The sequence below is a fragment of the Polaromonas sp. 39-63-25 genome (assembly GCF_002278925.1).
Taxonomy (GTDB): Bacteria; Pseudomonadota; Gammaproteobacteria; order Burkholderiales; family Burkholderiaceae_C; genus Polaromonas.
Map to the genome: position 1 here is coordinate 1 of NZ_NCJH01000001.1, position 21,164 is coordinate 21,164.

21 protein-coding genes and 2 pseudogenes are annotated in these 21,164 nt (G+C 62.4%); 20 read left to right on the forward strand and 3 right to left on the reverse strand.

The features are described 5' to 3' along the window. The 9 genes from B7X65_RS00005 to B7X65_RS00045 form a co-directional block, all read left to right on the forward strand. Positions 1–266 (forward strand): hypothetical protein (locus B7X65_RS00005; RefSeq protein WP_293591951.1); only part of this gene is annotated, 266 nt, incomplete at its 5' end. Next, positions 196–3,309 carry a Tn3 family transposase gene (locus B7X65_RS00010; protein ID WP_324504081.1) on the forward strand — a complete coding sequence of 1,038 codons (3,114 nt, stop codon included), beginning with the start codon at positions 196–198 and terminating at the stop codon, positions 3,307–3,309. The genes B7X65_RS00005 and B7X65_RS00010, both read left to right, overlap by 71 nt. Positions 3,310–3,527: 218 nt before the next feature. After that, positions 3,528–3,821, forward strand: coding sequence for a UxaA family hydrolase (locus B7X65_RS00015; protein ID WP_293591953.1), 294 nt, complete (start codon positions 3,528–3,530; stop codon positions 3,819–3,821). Next, the gene (locus B7X65_RS00020) at positions 3,818–4,975 is read left to right on the forward strand and encodes a UxaA family hydrolase (protein WP_293591954.1); all 1,158 of its coding nucleotides are present in this window, start codon (positions 3,818–3,820) and stop codon (positions 4,973–4,975) included. The genes B7X65_RS00015 and B7X65_RS00020 overlap by 4 nt, the downstream gene beginning before the upstream one ends. A gap of 21 nt (positions 4,976–4,996) precedes the next feature. After that, complete coding sequence (locus B7X65_RS00025; protein WP_293591955.1) at positions 4,997–5,962, forward strand: tripartite tricarboxylate transporter substrate binding protein; 966 nt, start codon at positions 4,997–4,999, stop codon at positions 5,960–5,962. A 15-nt stretch (positions 5,963–5,977) separates the two neighbouring features. Next, positions 5,978–7,030, forward strand: coding sequence for an Ldh family oxidoreductase (locus B7X65_RS00030; protein WP_293591956.1), 1,053 nt, complete (start codon positions 5,978–5,980; stop codon positions 7,028–7,030). Positions 7,031–7,053: 23 nt separating this feature from the next. Further along, positions 7,054–7,506, forward strand: coding sequence for a hypothetical protein (locus B7X65_RS00035; protein ID WP_293591957.1), 453 nt, complete (start codon positions 7,054–7,056; stop codon positions 7,504–7,506). Continuing rightward, positions 7,503–7,889 (forward strand): hypothetical protein, encoded by a 387-nt coding sequence (locus B7X65_RS00040; protein ID WP_293591958.1) that lies wholly within the window; start codon positions 7,503–7,505, stop codon positions 7,887–7,889. The genes B7X65_RS00035 and B7X65_RS00040 overlap by 4 nt, the downstream gene beginning before the upstream one ends. A gap of 8 nt (positions 7,890–7,897) precedes the next feature. Further along, on the forward strand, positions 7,898–8,602 hold the full coding sequence (locus B7X65_RS00045) for a GntR family transcriptional regulator (RefSeq protein WP_293591959.1): 705 nt from the start codon (positions 7,898–7,900) through the stop codon (positions 8,600–8,602). Positions 8,603–8,702: 100 nt separating this feature from the next. Here the strand turns inward: B7X65_RS00045 and B7X65_RS00050 are convergent. Then, positions 8,703–9,690 (reverse strand): annotated as a pseudogene (locus B7X65_RS00050) (IS5 family transposase). 74 nt (positions 9,691–9,764) lie between these two features. Further along, positions 9,765–10,430 (reverse strand): annotated as a pseudogene (locus B7X65_RS00055) (AMP-binding protein); the annotation flags it as partial. Positions 10,431–10,602: 172 nt separating this feature from the next. Here B7X65_RS00055 and B7X65_RS00060 point away from each other — a divergent pair. Both B7X65_RS00060 and B7X65_RS00065 read left to right on the forward strand, forming a co-directional pair. Further along, the gene (locus B7X65_RS00060) at positions 10,603–10,863 is read left to right on the forward strand and encodes a type II toxin-antitoxin system prevent-host-death family antitoxin (protein WP_293591960.1); all 261 of its coding nucleotides are present in this window, start codon (positions 10,603–10,605) and stop codon (positions 10,861–10,863) included. A gap of 9 nt (positions 10,864–10,872) precedes the next feature. Next, on the forward strand, positions 10,873–11,286 hold the full coding sequence (locus B7X65_RS00065) for a type II toxin-antitoxin system VapC family toxin (RefSeq protein WP_293591961.1): 414 nt from the start codon (positions 10,873–10,875) through the stop codon (positions 11,284–11,286). A gap of 272 nt (positions 11,287–11,558) precedes the next feature. On the opposite strand, the gene B7X65_RS00070 is transcribed toward B7X65_RS00065, so the two are convergent. Further along, positions 11,559–12,254: a TetR/AcrR family transcriptional regulator gene (locus B7X65_RS00070; RefSeq protein WP_293591962.1), complete on the reverse strand. Its 696-nt coding sequence runs from the start codon at positions 12,252–12,254 to the stop codon at positions 11,559–11,561. 251 nt (positions 12,255–12,505) lie between these two features. Between B7X65_RS00070 and B7X65_RS00075 the strand changes: the two genes are divergently transcribed. The 9 genes from B7X65_RS00075 to B7X65_RS00115 are packed head-to-tail and all read left to right on the forward strand — an operon-like array spanning position 12,506 to position 21,159. After that, positions 12,506–13,672: an ABC transporter substrate-binding protein gene (locus tag B7X65_RS00075; RefSeq protein WP_293591963.1), complete on the forward strand. Its 1,167-nt coding sequence runs from the start codon at positions 12,506–12,508 to the stop codon at positions 13,670–13,672. After that, a complete protein-coding gene (locus B7X65_RS00080) occupies positions 13,636–14,499 on the forward strand; it encodes a CoA transferase subunit A (protein ID WP_293591964.1) in 864 nt (287 codons plus the stop codon). The genes B7X65_RS00075 and B7X65_RS00080 overlap by 37 nt, the downstream gene beginning before the upstream one ends. Beyond that, positions 14,496–15,374, forward strand: coding sequence for a CoA-transferase subunit beta (locus B7X65_RS00085; protein WP_293591965.1), 879 nt, complete (start codon positions 14,496–14,498; stop codon positions 15,372–15,374). The genes B7X65_RS00080 and B7X65_RS00085 overlap by 4 nt, the downstream gene beginning before the upstream one ends. After that, on the forward strand, positions 15,371–16,243 hold the full coding sequence (locus B7X65_RS00090; protein ID WP_293591966.1) for a branched-chain amino acid ABC transporter permease: 873 nt from the start codon (positions 15,371–15,373) through the stop codon (positions 16,241–16,243). The genes B7X65_RS00085 and B7X65_RS00090 overlap by 4 nt, the downstream gene beginning before the upstream one ends. Positions 16,244–16,246: 3 nt before the next feature. After that, positions 16,247–17,200, forward strand: a complete 954-nt coding sequence (locus B7X65_RS00095; RefSeq protein ID WP_293591967.1) for a branched-chain amino acid ABC transporter permease — start codon at positions 16,247–16,249, stop codon at positions 17,198–17,200. Beyond that, positions 17,197–18,012 (forward strand): ABC transporter ATP-binding protein, encoded by an 816-nt coding sequence (locus B7X65_RS00100; protein ID WP_293591968.1) that lies wholly within the window; start codon positions 17,197–17,199, stop codon positions 18,010–18,012. The genes B7X65_RS00095 and B7X65_RS00100 overlap by 4 nt, the downstream gene beginning before the upstream one ends. Further along, positions 18,005–18,709 (forward strand): ABC transporter ATP-binding protein, encoded by a 705-nt coding sequence (locus tag B7X65_RS00105; protein WP_293591969.1) that lies wholly within the window; start codon positions 18,005–18,007, stop codon positions 18,707–18,709. The genes B7X65_RS00100 and B7X65_RS00105 overlap by 8 nt, the downstream gene beginning before the upstream one ends. A 19-nt stretch (positions 18,710–18,728) precedes the next feature. Continuing rightward, on the forward strand, positions 18,729–20,348 hold the full coding sequence (locus B7X65_RS00110) for an AMP-binding protein (RefSeq protein ID WP_293591970.1): 1,620 nt from the start codon (positions 18,729–18,731) through the stop codon (positions 20,346–20,348). 22 nt (positions 20,349–20,370) lie between these two features. After that, a complete protein-coding gene (locus tag B7X65_RS00115) occupies positions 20,371–21,159 on the forward strand; it encodes an enoyl-CoA hydratase/isomerase family protein (RefSeq protein ID WP_293591971.1) in 789 nt (262 codons plus the stop codon). Positions 21,160–21,164 lie beyond the last annotated feature (5 nt).

Below are 21,164 nucleotides of genomic sequence, written 5' to 3' on the forward strand. Positions count from 1 at the left end.
CTGTGATAAGAAGGATTATCGCAATAGGATGCTTGTTAGCACAACATTTTCGCCAAATTTTTGCTGACGCCTTTCACAAAACACATGTGAAATGGCAGGCAGGGCAACCAATATCTGCATTACTCTCCAGCAACCCCGCTCGATCCCCATTTCACTTTCGCGAGCTCAGCGTACGGCTGAGCCGACCTTTGGAGTATGAGCGCATTGTCAAGCACCAAAATACAGGCTTCAAGGCGCCTTTCCATTCTCTGCACAGAGGAGATTGACAGCCTTTTTGGCATGCCGCACTTCACCGAAGGTGAACGTCATATCCACTTCGATTTGAGCCTCGAAGAGCGAGCGACCATCGACGCCGCGCGCACCATCACGGCGGGCGTCCATCTGGTACTGCAACTGGGTTACTTCAAAGCCAAGGCACAGTTTTTCGTTGTCAACCTTGACTACGTTCGACCTGACATCAACCATATCCTGACCCGCTATTACGCCGGCAGGTTGATGAACGAGGTGGGACCCTTGTCCAAGCCCACCCGGCTGACCCAGCAAAGAATCATCCTTGGGCTTTTAGGCTATCGCCTGTGTGGTGGCGATGAGAAGCAGGCGCTGATTGCCTTGGCACAACGCTCGGCGATGCTGTCGACCCAGCCCAAATTCATTTTGCGTGAAGTGTTGGAGCACCTGTCAAACCAGCGCACGGTCGCGCCGGGGTACACGTTTTTGCAGGATCTGGTGAGCCAGGCTGTCATCGATGAGCGCAAGCGTGTCACCAGAAAACTGGATGCCTCGCTGCCCGCCAACCTCCAGCAATCTCTCAACACCTTGCTGCATGCGGACGACAAAATCCATCTGATCAATGTCCTGAAACACGAGGCGAATGATTTCAGCAACAAAGAGCTACGCCAGGAGGTGGATCGCCGAAAGCAGTTGGCCCCCTTGCATTCCTTCGCCCAAACATTTCTGATCGATGCCACCTTGTCCAGTGAGAGCATCAAGTATTACGCCGGGCTGATCCAGTTCTACACCGTCTACAAGCTGCGCCGAATGGACGCCTCCACGGTGCGCCTTTATCTGCTGTGCTTTGCCTTCCACCGGTTTCGCCAAATCAACGACAACCTGATCGAAGCGTTCATTCACCTGGTTGGGCAATTCGACAAGCAAGCCAAACTGGCGGCAAAGGCGGCCATGCTGCAGGCATCAGAGGAGGCCACCAGCAATTTGAAGGCCGCCGGCGAAGTGCTGGGCCTCTTTGTGGATACGTCAATCGCAAGTGATTGCCCGTTTTCCGCGGTCAAAGAACGTGCTTTCGGCTTGCTGGAGCCGGCGGCCTTTCCGTCGGTGACCAATTACCTGCGAAACGTCGCCTTTGACAAGCTCGACTATGAGTGGAGCTACTTCACCAGGTTGTCGCCAACCATCAAACGCAACTTGCGCCATCTCTTTTGTGACGTCGATTTTGCGGGACGGCTGGAGGATGCCCCGCTGGTGCGGGCGATCTCAGTGATGCAATCGCTGCTGCGCCAGAACAAGTCGCTTCGGCAGGCAGATTCCTCGAAGTTCCCCGAAGCCGTGATTCCCCTGGGTCTCAAAAAGCACCTGTATGTTGAATCCGTCGAGGGCGCAGAAAAGCACAAAACTCTGGACGTTGATCGCTACGAGTTTCTGGTCTACCGGCTGTTGCGCAACGCGCTGGAGTCCGGGGACTTGTACGTCAATCACAGCAATGAATTCCGCCAGTTTGAAGACGACCTGATCAGCGATGCCCGCTGGAGCCACAAAGACGCCGTCCTTGCTGAAATCGGGCAGCCCATTTTGCAGTCACCCATTGCAGAAACGTTGACCGGGTTGCGCACGAAGCTCGAAGACCGGTTGGTGGCGGTCAATCAGCGCGTGTCCGACTGCGTCAATGCGTATATCAAAGTCGTCGGCCAAGGGGAGAAAAGGCGCTGGTCATTGATCTACCCAACGGCCCCGGAGACCGGCAACGGACCGTTTTATAGCCAGTTGCCTGGAATTGGCATTGTCGATCTGTTGCGCTTTGTGAATGGGGAGACGAATTTCCTGGACGACTTTAGGCATGTGCTCGATCGCGGTGTCAAGCATGCGCCGGACACCCGCGAAATCTTGGCATGTGTCGTGGCGTTCGGCACCAACATGGGTTTGGGCAAGATGGCCGAGGTCTCGGGCATGAGCCATGCCGCGCTGATTACCACCGCACGCAGCTACTTGCGGCCGGAAACCGTGCACGCTGCCAATGACGCCATCAGCAATGCCACGGCCGCGCTGTCGGCCTTCAAGCTCTTCAACATTCGTGAAGAGTTGCATTCCAGCAGTGATGGTCAGCGGTTCGGAACCCAGATCAACACCTTCAATTCCAGGTATTCGCCCAAGTATTTTGGATGGGACAAGGGCGTGAGCGCCTGCACCGTCGTTGCCAACCACGTACCCATCAACGCCAAGATCATCGGCACCCATGAGCACGAAAGCCATTTTCTGTTCGATCTGCTGTACAACAACACGTCGGACATAAAACCCACTCGCCACTCGACTGATACGCACGGCACCAACCAGGTCAATTTCTGGATCCTGCATGCCTTCGGCTACAGCTTTGCGCCGCGATACAAGACCTTGCAAAAGAAAACGGCATCGCTGGTCGGCTTCAGCCTGCCAAGCCAGTACCCGGCTGACATGCTGATACGACCCGCCAACAAGGTCAACGAGGACCTGATCGTCAGTGAGTGGCCCAACATCCAGCGCATCATGGCGTCCCTGGCGCAAAAGGACACGACCCAGACCACGATCGTTCGCAAACTCAGCAGCTATGCCCGGCAAAACAGCACCAAAAAGGCCCTGTGGGAGTTGGACAACATCTGCCGCAGCATCTACATTCTGGATTTCATTGACGATGTGGAGTTGCGCCAGAGTGTGCAAAAGGCTCTCAACCGGGGTGAGGCCGATCACCGGTTCCGCCGGGCGGTAGCCTTCATCAACGGCGGGAAGTTCAAGGTCCAGACGGAAACCGAGCAGCAGGTCTGGAATGATTGCGCACGGCGGATCGCGAACGCGGTCATTTACTACAACACGGCGCTGCTGTCCAAAGTGTACGAACAGAAAGTGGCGGCCGGGGATCTGGACGCCATCGCATTCATCCAGGGGATGTCGCCGGTGGCGTGGCAGCACGTGAACATGTTCGGGTCGTTCGAGTTCAGCGACGAAGATCCGGACATTGACATGGAAGCGCTGGCCGCCAGGTACGCTGACTCGGTTTTCTGGAGCAACGCCACACAACCGGGACAGCTCGATCTGTTTGATTGAAATTTGGCCGGCCCTCAGAGGAGAAATCCGCTCGTTTTACCTTTTCGAGGGGATGGGCACATTTAGCCTCGTTGGAAATACGCGCCTCCTTCAGGCTCATACCTCGTTGGACAAGGCTGAGTATTGACTTCACGCCGACATTCCTCTAATATGGCAACTGCTATATAGCAATTTGAAAGATAAACCGCTGCTTCGGGCGGCGAAGGAGACAACTTTTCATGATCCGCGCAATCATCCTCAACAACGGCGACAACGTCGCCACGCTGGTTGACCCCGGGAAAAAAGGCGAGGCGGTCACCCTCACCGGTGAAGCTACCGGAAACGTGACTCTGGCTGCCGACGTCGCTTTCGGCCACAAGCTCGCCACCCGCGGCATAGCCAAGGGCGAGCCCATCCTCAAGTACGGCAAGGTCATCGGCCAGGCCACCCAGGCCATCGGCCTCGGCGACCACGTCCACACGCACAACGTCGAGGCCCTCCGCGCCCGCGGCGACAGGAAGGAATCCAAATGACGTCCACTTTCTGGGGCTACGAACGCGCCAACGGCACGGTCGGAACCCGCAACCTCATCGCCGTGATCTCCGTGATGGACAACTGCAACCCGGTCACGCGTGCCATTGCGGACGCTGTGCAGGGCACGGTGTACCTGCCTGGCTCGTACATCCGCGGCCAGCTCGGCAAAGACCGCGAAACCACGCTCAAGGTCACGGCCGGCCTGTGCCTGAATCCGAACATCGCGGGCGTGGTCGCCGTCGGGCTGGAGCCGCGCACCACACGTGAACTGGTCGATCTGCTCGCAGCATCGGGCAAGCCCGTCGAGTCAGTCGATATCCAGTTGGCAGGTGGAACGATCAGCTCCATCGCCGCCGGCACGCGCGCCGCAGCGCGCATGGCCCGCGATGCATCGAAACAGCGGCGTCGCGAATTCCCCCTGTCGAAGCTCTTGCTCGGGCTGGAATGCGGCGGCTCAGACACAACCTCGGGCCTGGCCTCCAATCCATCAATCGGTGTTGTTTCGGACAAAGTGATCTCCGGTGGCGGCACAGCCATCATCACTGAGACTTCGGAGTTCTTCGGCGCCGAGCACCTTTTCGCCGAGCGCGCCAGCAACCCCAGCGTGCGCGACCGGTTCCTCAACGAGATCAGCACACTCGAAAAGGAGATCATGGCGCTGGGCATCGATCTGCGCGGCTCCAACCCCACTCACGACAACATCCGCGGCGGCCTGACGACCATCGAGGAGAAGGCATTGGGTGCAATGGCCAAGGCGGGAAAGTCGGAACTGGTGGGTGTTCTCGGCTACGGTGACGTCCCGGACCGCAACGGCCTGCATTTCATGTCCGGCCCGGCACCAGCGGTCGAATCGATCACCGGCCTGGCGGCTGGCGGCTGCCAGATCTGCATGTTTTCCACCGGCGTCGGCAACCCGATCGGCCACCCCGTGGCGACCGTCATCAAGGTTAGTGGCAACCGTAACACCATCGAAGCGTTTTCCGACAACGTCGACTTCGATGTGTCCTCGATCCTCGAAAAGAATGAAAGCATCAGCTCCGCAGGCGGCAGGCTCATGGAGTACATGCTGTCTGTGGCGAGCGGCGAGCTGACCACCTCGGAGGTGCTTGATACGCGTGAATCAGCCATCAGCCGATTCGGTCCATCCATGTAACACGGCGCCAAGGAGACAAACATGCATCAAATCAAGAAAATTGCGAGCGCAGTCCTTCTGCTTGCCGCGTCCGTAGCCCATGCGCAGAACTTCCCTGACCGCCCTGTTCGCGTGATTTCGGCGTATCCGCCCGCGGGCGGCGTCGACATCACGGCGCGCATCGTAGGCGCCGAATTGACCAAGCGCCTGGGACAGCCCGTGATCATCGAGAATCGCGCGGGCGCCGCGGGCACCATAGGTACTGCAGCGGTTGCGCGGGCGACCGCCGACGGCTACACCATCCTGATCACTGCGAACCCGTCGATCACAATCCTGCCGCAGTTCTCCAAGGTCGACTACGACCCGACAAGAGACCTGATTCCCATTGCAAAGGTCGGCGTGGCGCCCACCATCCTCGCCGTCAATACCGAGTCGCCCCTGCGCAACATGAAAGACTTCCTGGAGGCCGGCCGCAAGAAGCCATCGAAGGTCTCAGTCGGCGTCCCGGGTGCCGGGTCCACTCCGCAGATCGAGCTGACCCTGCTTGGCGAAGCGGCCCAATCCGACATCACTATCGTTCCGTACCGCGGCGCCACCTTCATCGTGTCCGACGTCCTTGGCAGCCAGATCACCGGTGGCGCCATGGCCCTGCCGGCGATCGTGCCGCAGATCAACGGCGGCAAGATGCGCGGCTTGGCCGTGTTCTCGGAAACCCGCTCTTCGGTTCTTCCTGACGTGCCGACCGTTCGCGAAGCCAGCGGTGTGGCGCTGGATGTGTTCCCGACCTGGTACGGATTTTTCGCGCCTGCCGGCAGCCCGCCAGAAGCTATCATGCGGCTCGAGAAGGACATCCTTGCCGTGATGAAGGAACCCAGCGTGATCGCCAAGTTGAAGAAGGCTGGGACCGATGCGCTGCTGACCGGCTCGGTTGCGTTCGGCAAGGAAAATGCGATCGAGGCGGCGCAACTGAAGGCGGCGGTTGAGAAGACCAAGATCAAGATGCAGTAGGCGAAACGAGACTACATGCCACGCTATCGTGCCGCTGACCTGATCCGCTGGGCCGGCGATATCCTGCAGACCGCCGGTGTGCCACCGCAAGACGCGGGTCACACCGCGCGCTTGCTGGTGCGAAGCGATCAGCGCGGTTACGGCACACATGGCCTGGCGCGCCTCACCTCTTACATCGAGCGCCTCGGGGACAACGCGTTCAATGCCCGACCCGATTTCGATCTGCAGCGCAACGGGGCCGCCTGGACGGTGGACGCGGACGGCGCGCTCGGCCAGGTGGTGGGGATGCATGTGCTCGATGCTGCGCGGCCCTACCTGCAAAACGAGCCGCTGCTGTGGGTCACCGTGCACCACACCGGACACCTGGGTGCGCTGGGCATCCTGGCACTGGAAGCAGCCGAAGCCGGCTTCATCTGCCTGATGGGGCAGCGTACGCCGCCCCTGCTCGGCCTGCCGGGCTTTCATCGTCGCGCCATCGGCCACAATCCCTTCGCCTTCGCCGCTCCCGCCGGTCCCGGGCGTGCGCCGCTGGTTTTCGACATGGCTTGCAGCGTGGCCGCGCGGGGCCATATCCTGCTGGCCGCGCGTGAAGGCAAGCCGGTGCCGGCTGAATGGGCGCTCGACCGCCAGGGCGCGCCCACCACAGACGCAGAAGCGGCCGCTGCCGGCATGCTGCAGCCCGCCGGCGGGTACAAAGGCATGGGGCTGGCGATGATGATCGAATGCATGGCAGCCGCTCTGGGCGCGAAGCCGGATGCAGCCAGCGGTACCGCAATGCAACTGGCCGCCGGAGGCGCGGTGAGCCGCGAGAGCGCCTTTTTCCTGTTCCTGAACCCCGCCGTGGCCGGGGACGGAGAAGCCTTCACCAGCTACATGCGCCACTGGATCGACTACTACTTGGAAAGCGGCGACGGCGAGGCGCGCGTTCCAGGGCAGCGCGGTGAAACCCTGGAGATGGCATCGTCCACCTCCGGCCTTGCTTACCCCCCAGGGGTCGATGCGGAGCTGCAGCGCCTGGCCGAAAGACTGGCCATTGCGCTGCCGCCGCCGCTGGCGCCGGAACCCTGACCCCCCACACAAACGAGGAACACATGCTGGTTACTTCCCATCTTGAAAAGATCGACCGCTTCGAAGCGGCCATGGCCCGCCTGGACCCGCTGGACGACTTCGAACTGTGGTTCTGGAGTGCCATGGTGTCCGGCACCAACGCCGTCAACGCCGCGCTGCACCTGGCCCAGGTCACTCCAGCTGAGCATGCTTACCCGTCCCAGCCCGGGGTGTACTACGTGCCGGATGCACAAGGCCACCGGCCGGCCCTGAAGGAACTGGGCGACGTGCTGCACGTTGGCCGGCCCCCCATCAAGGCGCCCGTCCCACCCGACATCCACCGAATGATGGAAGCCATGGAAAAGATCGAAGCCTTCCGTGACCCCTGTACCCGCGGCGACATGCAGCCCAGCGCGGAAATCGTGCGAGAGTGCGATGCCGCCTACCGGGAGTGCACGCACCTGCTGCGCAAGCGCCTTGAGGAGCACCAGTCATGAGCCCCGAGCAGCACCGCCAGAAGGCACTCAAGATCGAACGCTCGCTGGCCAAACTGACGCCGGAGCTGGTGGAGATACGCATCGAGGCTGCCATGTTGGCTGGCACCCACTGGCTCAACGCCGCGCTTCACCACCTGGGCGCCAATAGCGCCGAGAGCGACGTCATGCACACCTACATGCTCACCGTCAATGAGTTCCGGCGGCTCTCGGCCGCCGACGCGCAGCTGGTCGCCATGCTGGCCGAGATCGAGGACCTGCGGCCCCTGCACGTTCGAGGCGACGTGTTAGGCGGGCGAGAAGCCGCCGACCATGCTTGTGCGCTGCTGGGGCGCATACGGCAGATCGCAGAGAATCCGGTTGTTCCAGCCAACTCCAGTCTTTGATGAACCCCGTGACCACCAAGATTCGCCACATCGCCGACGCAATCCTCACCGACATCTCCACCGGCCGCCTTCGCAACGGTGACCGCATTGAATCCGAGCGCAAGCTGACCCAGGTGTTCGGGGTCAGCCTGGGCACCGTGCAGCGTGCGCTCGAAGAGCTGGCCCATCGCGGCGTGCTGGCACGCGAACACGGGCGCGGGACTTTCGTTCGCGTCATCGGCAGCTCGGTGGACGCACGCTACATCCGGTTCCGCAATCCGGCCGGAGAGGACATGCCGGTCTTCTGGCAGATCCTGGGACGCCGCAAGGTGAAGACCACCGCCCGCCTGGCCCAGTTCTTCGGCGCCAACGAGTCGCTGATCCGAATCGACCGCAGCATCGACGTCAACCGGCAATTCGTGCTGATCAGCCAGTTCTTCCTGACGGAGGCGAACTTCGAGGCGCTGACGCGCGGCGAAGATCTGAAGGACAACGTCAACTTGCGCAAATTCCTGTCGGAGCGCCTGGCGTTGCCCACACTGCGGCTGGAGCAGTTGGTCGGCTTTGAGCGCATGCCGGCTGAAGTAGCGCGCCTTCTCAAAGTTCGCGTGGACGAGCCGTGCTTTGCGATGGAGCTTCGCGGTTACAGCGTCAGCGACCGTCCTCTGTACCTGCAGCGAATCATGGGTGAGCCCTTCGAAGGTGCATCGCTGCTGATAGATGTCAATATGTAATGGCCCGCGGGCATCCTCGGCCCCATGGCCGTCCTTGCACCTAGTGTGGCGTTGTTGCACGGATGCCGCTGTCGGCGAAGTTACCCCAACCCCGCGCGGCTTATGCCCCTACAGCTGAAGTGCGGACGGAATTCGGGCGTCCAGCACCCAGCATGCGGTTGAGGACAGCTACCGCGACGCCTGCCTCGGTACGCTGGCCCCGCCAGTCACGCGCGCGAAGCCTGGGTCCGATGATCGCCTTGTAGCGGCCCATCGTTGTTTCCACCAGCGCGCGTGTGCCGTAACCGCAGGCTTCTTGCCAGCCCAGTCTACCCAGACTCTGGATCATGAGCAGGTGCGTGTCTCGCCGTGTTGGTTCAGTTTCAAAGTGCGCGCTTGGCTGCGCGGTTACGCGCGGCTGTATGACGACTTGAATTTGTGGGTCACGTTTCGCAATGGTCTCGTAGGTCGGCTCGCCGTCATAGGCCCCATCGGCAGTGACTTGGCCAATCTGCTGTTCGATTTGGTCGAACAGTGGTCCCACCTGGGACTGGTCATCAACGTCCTGCTCTGTCAGCATTGAGGCCACTATCAGCCCCGTGTTGGCATCCACCGCCAAGTGCAGCTTTCTCCAGCTACGGCGCGCTTTGGCGCCATGTTTTTCCTGCAACCATTCGCCCGCACCGACCGAAGACCTTCAGCCCGGTGCTGTCGATCAGGATGTGTGCAGGCTCTGCAGGTAGTGCGCTCCGCTTGGAAATCGACCCCAAGCTCATGGCGCGCCGACTCACAGTGCTGTGATCGGGGGCTTTCAGATCCACGCCAAGCAACTCAAAGATCGATGCCATCAGGCCTTCGGTTTGTCGCAGCGGTTGGCGAAACACCAGGCGTAACATCAGGCTGACTTCGATCGCCAGATCCGAATAGAAACTCTGTCCGCCACGCGTGGTGCGTGGCAGGGCTGCCCAAAGATCAATTGCTTCAGGAGTGACCCACATGGTCAGGCTGCCGCGCGCGCGAAGTGCCGCATCGTACTCACGCCAGTTGCATACCGTGAACTTCATCTTCGGAATATGGTGGCGGCACTTGGCGTTGTGTTTGTTGGGCATGCAGTTGGTCAGCTGTTTTGATCAGGGCCGACGAGCCTAACAGGCCGCCGCCGGGCATCCGTGCAACAACGCCTATTGAAGCCGCCCGAAATGATCATGTCTTTCTTGCGATCCAGCAGCACCAGGAAGCCATCTTCGTCGAAGCGGCCGATATCTCCGGTGCGAATATAGCGTTGTCCGATCCTGTTGTACCACTCGGCCTCAGCCGTTTTTTGCGGCTGTTTGTGATATTCGGTCATCATGGCTGCAGAACGACCCACTACTTCCCCTGTACCGCCTTGCGGGACTTCGTTACCCTTTTCGTCGATGATGCGCACGTCGTTACCGGGTACAGGTTGGCCAACAGTGTGCAGCTTGTGCGGAAAGTCATGCGCGGCCAGCATGCACGTCCCGCCCCCTTCGGTCATGCCGTATAACTCCACCAAGCCTCCAGGCCAGCGATTCAGGACCTCGGCTTTCAAGGCTGCGCTGAACGGCGCACTCGTGCAGAACTTGCGCTTGAACGACGAGAGGTCATAGCTGTCGAAACCGGGATGCGCCATTAGGCGCTGGTACTGCACTGGAACCATCATACTGTGGGTTACGCGATGCTTTTGCGCGAGTTCCAAGTACTCGACGACATCGAACTTCGTCATCAGCACGACGGTGCCGCCTAAACCGACCGTGGGAAAGAAACTCGCCAGCGTAGTGTTTGAGTACAGCGGCGTCGACAGCAGCGTGACGGCCTGGGGCCCGTAGCCGTTGAGCGTGCCGCGCCAAATAGAGGGTCGGCAGGGATTCATGTAAAAAACCGCAGAAACAAACCTAACTCATTGTCAGAATTGAACATTTAGCTTGCTCCGGCATCGTTAAATTGACAACTCGCTTTGTTTGTCATAACATACAGACATTGGTTCAATTCGGGAGATCAACATGAGTATTCATACGTTTTCTAGCCGCGACTTCACACGTGACGTGTCAGCGGCCAAGCGCGCGGCTGTGGATGGCCCTGTGTTTATTACCGACCGTGGGCGCCCTGCATTTGCGCTGCTAAAAATCGACGACTATTACCGCATCGCCGGTCAAAGCGAACTCTCGCTCCTCGACGTCATGGATCGCATCCCCGGTGGGGACGGCATCGATTTCGATCCGCCTCGTCTCAATCTCCACATCCATGGCGCATCGTTTGACTGAGGGCTCTCAATGTTCGTTCTGGATACCAACGTCATTTCCGAGCTGCGCCATGGCAAGCCCCATCAATCTGCCGAGGTGCGGGCCTGGGCCGCAGGGCAGCCGAGCAGCAAGCTTTTCCTGTCCGCCATCACCATCCTTGAGTTGGAAATAGGCATCCAGGCGCTGGAGCGACGCATGCCGCCTCAGGGTAGTGCGCTGCGAACCTGGCTTACTGGAGTGCGTGTAGCGTTCGCTGGCCGAATCTTGCCATTTACCGACAACACCGCGCCGGTGTGCGCTTCACTGCATGTACCGGACCCACGCTCAGAGCGTGACGCAATGATCGCTGCAACGGCGATTGAGCACAGCTTTACAGTGGTGACACGCAACGTGTCAGACTTTGTCGATACGGGCGTAGCGCTCGTAAACCCTTGGCTTACGTGAGCAATGGCAATCGTACCGTGGTATGTAATACGAAATTTCATACCACCGGCGTCTCAACAGCAAGCGGTAGATATTGACTTGTCACATTGGATAATGGTGAGTTATCAAATGTGAGTTGGTTGAGTTCACAAAAAACCAAGCATGGATAAGGACTTAAGCTTGTTTCTGCGGTTTTTTACATGAATCCCTGCCGACCCTCTGGTCGGTTGTCCGCCGTCCACAAGACTTGGGGGGATTGCCGATCAGTCGTTGAGCAACTGAGCGCTTCGCGCTCAAGCCAGTGGGCGGCCCTTGGGGAACTCCTCCGGCTTAATCGCTTCTGCGTCATCGACCGCCGCAGGGTCCTCGAGCAGCACGGGGGACGGTGTGCTGGAGACAGAGCGCTCCAGCATCTCGGTCATTGCGTGGGCAATCTGGGCCCCCGACCAGCTGCCGTTCGCGCGATACCACTTGCGGCCCCAGTTGAGCGCGCCCATCATCACGAAGACCGCCAGCTTTGGGTTGCAGCGCACGATACTGCCGTCCGCGATGCCTTCAATGACGAATTGGCGCAGGCCCTGCTCGAATCGGTCGCGGCGCTTGACGATCGCGCGCATGTGCTCCGGCTTCATTGCGTTTTCCTCGAGCAGGACAACGTAGCCGCCCTCGGCGCCGAGCATCATCTCAAGGTAGTGGCGCAGCGTCAGTGTGAGCCGCTGCAGGCCGGTGCCGGCACTCGCTGCCTTGTGCAGGCTTTCGAGCGCGCTGTCCATGGCCGCGTCGTGACAGTAGTAGAGCAGGTCTTCCTTGCTCGGCACATAGGTGTAGAGAGCGGCCTTCGTCACGCCGAGCTTCTTGGCGATCTCGGTCAGCGAGGTGCCATGGTAGCCGCGCCGGTTGAAACAGGCAGCGGCCTCGCGTAGCAAGACCTCGCGCTTGCGATCGAATTGCGCGCTGGCAACCGGTACTGCATCCTTCCAGACGGACATCAACGACTTCTTTCCCGACCCCGCCACTGTCTTGGAGGGAGCCGTATAAATATCAAATTATATAACGGACCCCACGAGAGGTCAGGCAGCTAACCAATGGGTTACTCTGTTGACGCGCGGGTTAGTTCATGTCTAGAATCCCCTTTGTCGCGGTCTAAGCGTCGAATCGGGCGGCCCAGGCTCTCAGGGTCGACCAGGCCGGACAGACCAGTTTCGCGGACGGCTTGTCCGCCTCAACATCAGGAGACGACATGGTTATCTACAGGAAATTCTCGGCAAGTGCCGCGTTCGCAGTTCTGGCCTCGGCCGCCTTGCTTGGCGCGCCGACTGCCTCGCTCGCCGCTGACGTCAAGGTCGGCACGACCGGCCCGCTGTCCGGCTCGCTATCCCTCCTCGGCCAGGGCGTGCGTGACGGGATTCAGGTCTACTTCGACTACATCAACGAGCAGGGCGGCGTCAACGGCCGCAAGATTCAGTTCATCTCGGAGGACGACGCCTACGAGCCCATGCGCGCGGTGGCTTCCGCGAAGAAGCTGATCGAGCAGGACCGCGTTGTCGCGCTCGTGGCGCCGGTGGGCACGCCCAGCAACGCGGCGATGGTTCCCTATGTCGAGGAACGCAAGGTTCCTTTATTCGCCCCCTATGCGTTCAGCCACACGCTGACCACGCCGGTCAAGCGCTACGTCTTCACGACGCTGCCCGAAGTTCGGGTCCAGGCGAGCCTGCTTGGCGAGTACCTCGTCAAGCAGCTCAAGCACACCAAGATCGCGGTGATCTACCAAAATGACGACTTCGGGCAAGACGCCGTCATCGGCCTGGAGGCGCGGATGAAGAAGCACGGCGTGCCGCTCACAAAGCTGCCGTTCGACCGCGGTTCAACCAACTTCAGTGGCGTCGTCGCGCAGGCGCGTCAGTCGGGCGCGGAAGACGTGGTGTTTTTCGGCATCCCACGCGACGCGGCGCTGATCATGAAAGAAGCCGCCAAGATGGGCTGGAAGCCCCAGTTCAGCGGCCACAACGCGCTCGGCGACCCGCAGACCTTCACCTTGGCCGGTCAGCAGCTCGTCGACGGAGCCATCGCGGTTGCCGTGATGGAGCCGCTCGATTCGGCCAAGCCGCAGGTGGCCGAATTCCTTGCGCGCCAGAAGAAGTACCTGCCCAAGACCACGCCGACGACCTACAGCATGCACGGCTATAACGCGGCGGCGATCTTCGTCGATGCGCTCAAGCGGGTGCAGGGCGAGCCGACGAGTGAAAAAATCGTCGCCGAACTCGAGAAGATCAAAGGCCTGAATACCGGCCTGATGGGCCCGGTGACCTTCACGTCCGGCGATCATGCCGGGAGCCAGTCGGCCGCCTTCATGCGCGCCAAGGACGGCAAATGGGCGATCGTGACCGAATGGATCACCTCAAACTGAGCGCCGACAAGCGCGCGCCCCTGGGCGAGGCGCTGTCGGCGGTTCGTGACGACCACCGTGTTGCGTTCGGCGGCATGACGCTGTACCGCCGACCGGTGGCCGCCGCGCTCTCGCTGGCCGCCTCGGGGCGTCGCGGGCTCGAAATTGTCTCGCTCACCGGCGGTATCGAGACCGATCTGCTGATCGGCGCCGGTTGTGTGCGACAGGTGCGAAGCTGCTATGTCGGCCTCGAGGTCGTGGGCTTCGCGCCGCACTTCACACGCTGCGTGCAGCAAGGCACCCTGGAGATGGTCGAGGAAACCGAGTACACGCTGAGCTACGCTGTGCAGGCCGCGACGATGCGTGTGCCATTCCTGCCGATGCGCGGCGAGCTCGCCCGCACCGACCTGCTGCGCGTGCGTCCCGACCTGAAAACCTTCGCCTGCCCGTTGACAGGCGCGAACCTGATCGCGGTGCCGGCGCTCAATGTCGACGTCGCGATCCTTCATGCAACGGCGGCCGACCGCTTTGGCAACTGCCATCTCCACGGCCAGCTCGCGCTCGACCCGCACATATCGACCGTCGCAGATGTTGTCATTGTCACGGCCGAGCGCATCGTCGAGACGGCCGAGCTGCGGGCGATGGGCGGCGTGCAACTGAGCGGCGTATTCGTCACGCACGTGGTCGAGGCGCCTGGCGGGAGCCTGCCGACCTCGTGCGTTCCACGCCACCGCCTGGACCTCGCCGCGGTCCTGGACTATTCCGACGCGGCGGCCGATCCCGCGACGTGGTCGCGCTGGCTCGCCGATGCGATCGCCCGGCAAGCGCCGGTGGAGGCCTGCACATGAGCGCCAGCACGACACGCGCGGCCAGCGACCTGCTTCTTTCTCCGCGGGAGCGCAGCCAGACCGACCAGATGGTCGTGACGATGGCGCACCTGATCGAGGATGGCGACTTTCTCGCCGAAGGAATTGGCACCTTTCTGCCGACAGCCGCCTACATGCTGGCCAAGCACGCTCACGCGCCGCATTGCACGAGCCTGTGTCCGAACGGCAACTCGCTGATGTCGGGGACCCGCCAGCTCACGCTCGGCCACGATGAGTTCGACACCGTGACGCACGCCGAGGTCTGGCTCGACTACATGCAAATCAACCTGATGTTCATGCCGACGATCTTCCTGGGAGGCCGGCCGCGCTGGACCGAGTTCATGCGCCCGGCGCAGATCAATCCTATGGGCGCCACCAACAACGTCTGCATCGGCGAGCACGCGCGCCCGAAAGTGCGTTTTCCGGGCGCTGCGGGCATTCCCGATGCCTCGACTGCAGCGCGCCGTTTCTACTACTACACGCCGCGCCACGCACGTCAGGTGTTCGTGCCGACGCTTGATTTTTGCAGCGGTGCCGGTCACCCGGGCAGCGCAGAAGGCAACCCGCGCACGGTGGTCGTCGTCACCAACCTGGCGGTGCTCGCCAGCGGGCCTTCCGGGCGCCTGCGCGTGACCCATCTGCACCCCGGCGTTAGCCGGGACGAGGTGTCCGAGGCCACTGGCTTCGACCTTGACTGGGCCCCCGACCTCGTCACTTCCACGCCGCCGACCGCAGACGAAATCGAGCGCCTCGACCGCACGATCGACCCGCGCGGGCTGCGGTTCCTTGAGGTTCTGACCGGTGCGCCCCGCCGGCAGCGCCTGCGCGCACTGGCGGGCGAGGATGTCGCATTATGATTTCGCAACTCATCATCGGCGGACTCGCGTCGGGCAGTCTCTACGCGCTGATCGGCATCGCGATCGTGCTGGTGCTGCAGGCCACCGAGGTGCCCAACTTCGCACAGGGCGAGATGGCAATGTTCGCGACCTTCATCGCCTACACGCTGCTCACCACTTACGGCCTGTCCTGGTGGTTTGTCTTGCCGTTGACCCTGGTCTTCGCGGCGGTGCAGGGCGCGGTCGTGCAGCAAATCGTGATCCGGCCGCTGCTGGGTGCGCCGATCATCAACGCTGTCATCGCAACGCTCGGGCTCAACCTCGCGCTGCACAGCGTCGCCGGGATGATCTGGGGCAACCAGACGAACGTGCTGCCGAGCCCGGTGGCCAACCTCCCGGTGTTCGAACTCTTCGGCGTCAACGTATCGCCAGACAGCGCGCTGACGATCGTCGTGTCGGTCGCCATGATCATCCTGTTCACGCTGGTTTTGCGTCACACCCGCGCCGGGATCGCGTTGCGCGCGGCGAGCCAGAACCAGTCGGTGGCCAAGTTGATGGGCATCGCGGTGAGCCGCTCATTCGCGATGGCTTGGGCGATGGGCGCGATGGCCGGGGCGGTGGCCGGCATCCTGGTCGCGCCGATACTTTTCCTCGACGTCAACCTGATGGGGGCTCTGCTGATCAAGGGCTTCGCCGGGGCGGTGCTCGGAGGCCTGTCGAATCTGGGCGCGGTTTTCATCGGCGGCCTTTTGCTCGGGATCGTCGAAAACCTGCTGGGCGCCTACGTGTCGGGAACATTCAGCGAGGCGCTTTCGTTCACGCTGATCATTGTCGTGCTGATCGTCGCGCCGAACGGAATCTTCGGGCGCGTCAAGCGGCAGAAAGTCTGATCGATGGTTCACCCTGAAATTCCTTCCTCCGCCCGACGCGACCGCCTGCTGGTGGCCGGCGTCGCGGCCTTCGTCGGCGCAATGTCGCTGTTCGGCGGCGGCTACGTCGTCTACCTGCTGAACCTGATCGGCATCTTCGCGCTGGTCGCGATCGGCCTCAATATCCTGACCGGCTTATCGGGCCAGACAAGCCTGGGCCACGCCGGTTTCTTCGCGATCGGCGCGTACGCATCCGGCATCCTGACAAGCAGTTTCGCGCTGCCGTTCTGGCTCTCGATTCCGATTGCCGGCGCTATCGCGACGCTGATTGGCGCGATCATCGCGCTCCCGGCGCTGCGGCTGAAGAACCTGTATCTCGCGATCGCCACGCTCGGCTTCGGCATCGTCATGCAAAAGCTGATCTTCGAGTGGCGCACGGTCACGGGCGGCGGCGCCGGTCTGCAGGTTCCCACGCCGACAATCTTCGGGGTGGGACTGGCCGAAGGCAGCCGCATGACCTGGGTCATCTGGGCGACGTTGCTGGCCGGCACCTGGGCCGCCTCGCAGCTGGCGAGCGGACGCACAGGGCGCGCGCTGATCATGCTGCGAGAGAGTGAGGCCGCGGCCGGCTGCACCGGCATCCACGTGGCCCGCTACAAGGTCGTGGCGTTCGCGCTGAGCGCCTTCTACACCGCAGTCGCCGGCGGCCTTTACGCGAACCTGGTGCGATACATCAACCCCGAGAGCTTCTCCGTGAACATGTCGATCATGTTCCTGGCGATGATCGTGATCGGCGGACTGGGAAGCGTGCGCGGGGCCTTGCTGGGCGCCGCCTTCTACGTCGCGGTACCGGAAGCGGTACGCGGCTTCAAGGACGCGCCCGGACTGATCTTCGGCCTCTCGCTCATGTTCGTGATGATCCTGCTGCCGGGCGGACTCATCAGCATCTTTCGCAAGCGCAGAGCGGAACTAGCATGAACACTCCACACGTCCAGGCGCAGGTGCAGGAAAGCGCCAATGCGACGCTCACGGTGAAGGGGCTCGGCGTCGACTTTGGCGGCGTGCGGGCGCTGCAGGACGTCACGCTCAGCGTCGGTGCAGGTCAGATAGTCGGCCTGATCGGCCCGAACGGTGCCGGCAAGAGTACGCTGCTGAACTGCGTCTCGGGCATCACCCGGCCCACCACCGGCACGATTGAGCTCGGCGACGCCGCCCTTGTCGGCTTGCGGGCTGATCAGATCGCGATGATGGGGCTGGGCCGCGTTTTCCAGCATCCGCAAGTGATCCCCGAGCTGAGCGTGCTCGATAACCTGCTCGTCGCGTCGCACCGGCGCCTGCGCTTTTCGGTGCTCGCCGAAATGATCGGCTTGCCCGTCGTGCGCCGTGCCGAGGACGAAGCGCGCGCCAAAGCGCTCTCGGTCGCCCAGCGGATCGGCCTGTCCGGCAGCCTGGACGTGCTGACCGGCAGCCTGCCTTACGGCCACCGCAAACTCCTTGAGCTCGGCCGGGTGATCCTGATGGGGGCGCGCCTGCTCCTTCTGGACGAGCCGATTGCAGGGCTCAACGAAGCCGAGATCGAGCACCTCGCAGACCTGGTGCTCGCGCTGCGCACCGAGAGCGGACTGTCGATCCTGCTGGTCGAGCACAACATGGGGCTGGTGCGTCGCCTGTGCGACCGGGCGGTCGTCCTCGATGCCGGCCAGGTCATTGCCGAAGGCACGCCGGATGCAGTGCTCAACGACTCGCGGGTGCTGCTCGCCTATCTCGGCGAGGTTATCGACGATGCTTGAAATTTCTGGTCTTTCAGTTGACTACGGTCCCATCGCCGCGTTGCGAGACGTCTCGCTGCGCGTTGGCGAAGGCCAGCTCGTGGGGATTCTTGGCGCCAACGGTGCCGGAAAAACGAGCCTCCTGCGCACGATCAGCGGCCTGGTGCGCGCGCGCTCCGGTTCGATGCGCCTGTACGGTCAGGACATCGGCACGGTCAAGCCGGATGAAATCGTTCGCCGCGGCATCGTCCACGTGCCTGAAGGGCGCGGAATCTTCCCAGACCTGACGGTTCGCGAAAACATCCTGGTCGGCGCGCATTCGCGCCGCGCCGGCGCCGAGATCACGGCCGATTACAAACGCATGCTCGAGATGTTCCCGTCGCTCGCACGGCGCGAAAAGCAGGACGGCTCGACGCTCAGCGGTGGCGAGCAGCAGATGCTCGCGCTGGCGCGCGCGATGATGGGCCGCCCGAAGTTGCTGCTTGCCGACGAGGTCAGCCTCGGCCTTGCGCCGGTGATCACCAAGCAGGTCTTCGGTCACCTCCAGGCCTTGCGCGAGCAGGGCATGACGATTCTCGTGGTCGAGCAGAACGCGCACCTCGTGTTGAAGATGGCCGACTACATCTACGTGCTCAAGCAGGGCCGGGTCGCGCTCGAAGGCAAGGCTGCCGACATGGCGTCGCACCGCGAACTGACTGAAGCCTATCTCGGCGAATGAACTGAAAAGGGTGGCGCCCATGCGCGACTACGAGCTTGAAGAAAGAACCATCGGCCGTATCCTGGCCGACAAGGCCGACCGGATCGGTGAGCGCACCTTCCTGATCTGGCAAGGCAGGAAGATCACATATTCCGAAATCGAAGCGATGACCAATCGCTACGCGAACGGCTTTACCGCGCACGGCATCGGCCATGGCGACCACGTCGCGGTGATGCTGCCGAACTGTCCCGAGTTCTTCGGCGTCGTCTGGGGCCTGGGCAAGATCGGCGCGGTGGCGGTGCCACTGAACACCGCCGCCAAGGGCGACATGCTGCGCTACTTCATCGACCAGTCCGATGCGACCTGCGTCGTCGTCGACGACGAATGGGTCGACCGGGTGTCGGCGATCTCGGACCAACTGCCGAAGGTGCGCAGCTACATCTACCGGGGTCCACGGCCGGTCGCGCAATGTGGTGTCGGCAGCGCGGCGGCGCCGGCGCGCGCGCTGGGCGAGCTGGAGTCGCCCGACGCATCGCGGCCGCCGCCCGAGCGTGTGCGCCACGATGACCTTCACCTGATCATGTACACCTCAGGCACCACCGGGCCTTCGAAGGGCGTGATGTGTCCGCATTCGCAGGGCCAGGCAGTGGGACGCGCGCTGGCCGCCGACTTCGGCTACCGGCCCGATGACGTGCTCTACACATGCCTGCCGCTGTTTCACGGCAATGCCATTTGGTACACGTGCTACGCAGCGCTGTGGGCCGACGCGGCGATCGCGCTGTCGCCGCGCTTTTCCGCGAGCCGCTTCTGGGACGAGATCCGCGACAGCGGCGCCACCCAGTTCAACACGCTCGGCGCCATGACCAACATCATCTGGAAGTTGCCGCCAGGTCCGCATGAGCGGGCAACCAGGCTGCGCCTCTGCATGACGGTTCCGGTCCCCAAGGAGATATACGCCGAGATGCAGGCCCGTTACGGCATCACGCTGACCTCCGTCTATGCCATGACCGAGAACTTCGCGATGACCCGATTCACCCCCGACGACCCGCCGGAGAAGGCAGGCTCGGCGGGTTCGAGCCGCGGCGCCTGCGACTTGCGCATCGTCGACGACGAGCAGCACGACCTGCCCGCCGGAGAAGTCGGCGAGATCTGGATGCGGCCGCTAATCCAGGGCGCCATGATGAAGGGCTACTACAAGATGCCGGCCGAGACAGCGCGCGAGTTTGTGGATGGGTGGTTTCGCACTGGCGACCGCGGCTACCTCGACGCCGACGGGTACCTCTACTTCGTCGACCGCAAGAAGGAAGCGATCCGCCGGCGCGGCGAGAACATCTCGGCCTACGAGGTCGAGCTGATTCTGTCGCGCCACCCGTCGATCCTCGAGGTCGCTGCGATCCCGGTCGCTTCCGAAATGAGCGAGGACGACGTGATGGTGTACGTCGTCACGAAGCCGGGCGAGAGCCTGACGCATGCCGACGTGGTGCATTTCGCGGCCGAGCACATGAGCTACTTCATGGTTCCGCGCTTCGTCGATTTCATTGACGCACTGCCGAAGACGGCGAGCGAAAAGATCGAGAAGTACAAGCTCAAGCAGGACGCGCAGGCACGCCGCGCCGAACTGTGGGACCGCGAGCGCGAAGGCATCGAGGTCAAGCGATGAGGCCAACACGCGGATCCCTGCAATGAGCGATGGCGAGCCTCTCGTTGTCAGCCGCGACGGACCTGTCGGAATCGTCGAGCTGGCGCGTCCCGGCAAATTCAACAGTCTCTCGATCGCGATCACCAAAGGTTTGCAGGCCGCGCTCGACGGTTTCGAAGCACCCGGCTGCGGCATCCGCGTGGTGCTGGTGCGGGCCCAGGGCAAGAACTTCTGCACTGGCGCCGATCTCGACGAGGTGCTCGGGCTGCGCGGCGAGGCGCAGCAGGTGCGCAGCTTCATCGGCCCGGCGCACTGCGCATTGCGGCGCCTCGAATCGAGCCCGCTGCCGGTTGTCGTCGCCTGCCAGGGGCTCGCGCTGGCTGGAGGCCTCGAGCTGATGATGGCCTGTGACGTCGCCTTCGCTGCGGCGGACGCGCGCTTTGGCGATCAGCATGCGCAGTACGGCCTGCTGCCGGGGTTCGGTGGCAGTCAGCGCCTGACGCGCATCGTCGGCGTGCGACGCGCGCTGGACCTGTTCTTCAGCGCGCGCTGGATCGACGCCGGGACCGCATTGCAATGGGGCCTGGTGAATTACGTCGTCGAGCCCGAAGCGCTTGCCGACGCGGCGCTCGACTATTCGCGAACCCTCGCGACGCGCAGTCGATCGGGTCTGGCAACGATGAAGCGGCTGGCGCGCGCCAGCCTCGAAGGCTCGCTCGATGCAGGGCTCGCGCTGGAAGAGGCGTCGGTCGTTGACGGCCTGCTGCACGAAGATGCCAGCGAGGGCCTTGCGGCGTTTCGCGCGCGGCGTACGCCGCGCTTTGGCGCCTAGTCGAA